General features: G+C 58.8%; 3 protein-coding genes. 2 read left to right on the top strand and 1 reads right to left on the bottom strand.

The genetic code is table 11. The annotated features are described in order from the left end of the window. Positions 1-529: 529 nt before the first annotated feature. Together KVT37_RS31530 and KVT37_RS31535 are read left to right on the top strand one after the other, a co-directional pair. Positions 530-796: a type II toxin-antitoxin system ParD family antitoxin gene (locus tag KVT37_RS31530; RefSeq protein WP_217578920.1), complete on the top strand. Its 267-nt coding sequence runs from the start codon at positions 530-532 to the stop codon at positions 794-796. Between the two features lie 3 nt (positions 797-799). Then, a complete protein-coding gene (locus tag KVT37_RS31535; RefSeq protein ID WP_217578921.1) occupies positions 800-1,111 on the top strand; it encodes a type II toxin-antitoxin system RelE/ParE family toxin in 312 nt (103 codons plus the stop codon). Positions 1,112-1,147: 36 nt separating this feature from the next. On the opposite strand, the gene KVT37_RS31540 is transcribed toward KVT37_RS31535, so the two are convergent. After that, positions 1,148-1,421, bottom strand: a 274-nt coding sequence (locus KVT37_RS31540; protein ID WP_217578922.1) for a hypothetical protein, incomplete at its 5' end; no start/stop codon positions are given.

The raw sequence follows: 1,421 nt of genomic DNA on the forward strand, positions 1-1,421 counted from the left end.
CCCACCACAACCGACAAAACCAATTCCTGCCCGCAAAGCCAAATAAACGGCCCGATCTAAGCGGGCCGTTTTTGTTTATGGGATCGCAGATCGGACACGAAGAAAGCGTACACCGCACCGAAAGCGTACACCGCATCAGACCGCCCATGTGCTGAATGATTCGGGCCTTGGCTGTGGCCTCCTGGAGCTCATGCAACGCGGCCGATGACCGTCGAAGTGAGCGCGACAACGCATTTAGAGACCGGTGCGCGAACCAAGCGCGAAGTAGCATTAGCCGGTTGAGTTAAGCTCAGCCAGGTTCCGTGTCTCAGGAGCCTCGCGAATCGCGAGAGAGGAGATCCTGGAATAGGCCGCATGGCGATTCGGGCGTTGGCGTGCCTGATCGACATTTTGATTGCTGTCCGATTCGGCCGGCTGGGTCTTTCACCGAATCGCAGAGAAAGAAGCGCGCCCGAATCAACCAAAACTGTCAATTACTGCTATCTATTGCTATACTCGGGTGCTTGGCCCATTTCTGCAGGAGGCTCCGTTGCCCAACTACGCATTGAACGAGCACTATGAGCGGTTCATCCGGAAGCAGCTCGAATCAGGCCGCTATAACAATGCCAGCGAAGTTGTCCGCGCCGGCCTGCGCATGCTCGAGGATTTTGAGGCGGAGCGGGAGAAGTGGCTGCGCGAGGAAATCCCTTCTCGCATGGCCGAGCTCAAGCAGGATCCGGCAAAGGGAATCTCTGCCGAAGCGGTGTTTTCCCGGCTGGAGGCCCGTCATCGCGCGCGGCAGGCGAAAGCCAAATAGGGGATGGAATACCGGATTGTCTTCCACGCGAGCGCGGAAGCGGAACTCGAACAACTCTATGACGAGATAGCCGAGCGTGCGTCGCCGGCCGTTGCCTGGGATTTTGTCGCGGGCATCCGCGATCATTGTCTGGGCTTGTCGACTTTTCCACAGCGCGGCACTGAACGGGTGGAGATCATGCCGGGGCTGCGGATCATCGGGTATCGTCGCGCGGTCAGCATCGCTTTCGCCGTCGATGGCGAGCGTGTGCTGATCCTGGGCATCTTCTACGCAGGCCGCAACATCACGCCTGAATTGCTAGAGGAACGGCTCTAAACCGGGGTTCGGGCGCCCGCGGTGGTCGACATCCGGCTAAGCGCTACGGGCGATTTCGGGGGGTTGAACGCATCCGCTCGGCGGGACGGCTTTGGCTGCGATCGCCGAGATGGCCGGCAACGAAATATCGGCCGGAATTGAACCAAGCCAGCTCACCATTTTTGTCGTCGCGGATATCTCGACGAGAAAACGAAAAAAGAGCGATGTTGGCTGTTGACAGCTCGATCGGGTGGCGACTATATACGCCCCACGAACGAGGGCGGTGCGCCGCTGGCGACGAAGAAGTTCGCTTCTAAGAGTGCCCTTGGTT

Origin of the sequence: Mesorhizobium sp. GbtcB19 (genome assembly GCF_019091085.1) — a bacterium.
Lineage (GTDB): Bacteria > Pseudomonadota > Alphaproteobacteria > Rhizobiales > Rhizobiaceae > Mesorhizobium.

Excerpts from the sequence above, each read along its gene's own strand:
- KVT37_RS31535 (WP_217578921.1), top strand. The coding sequence starts at position 800 with ATGGAATACCGGATTGTCTTCCACGCGAGCGCGGAAGCGGAACTCGAA.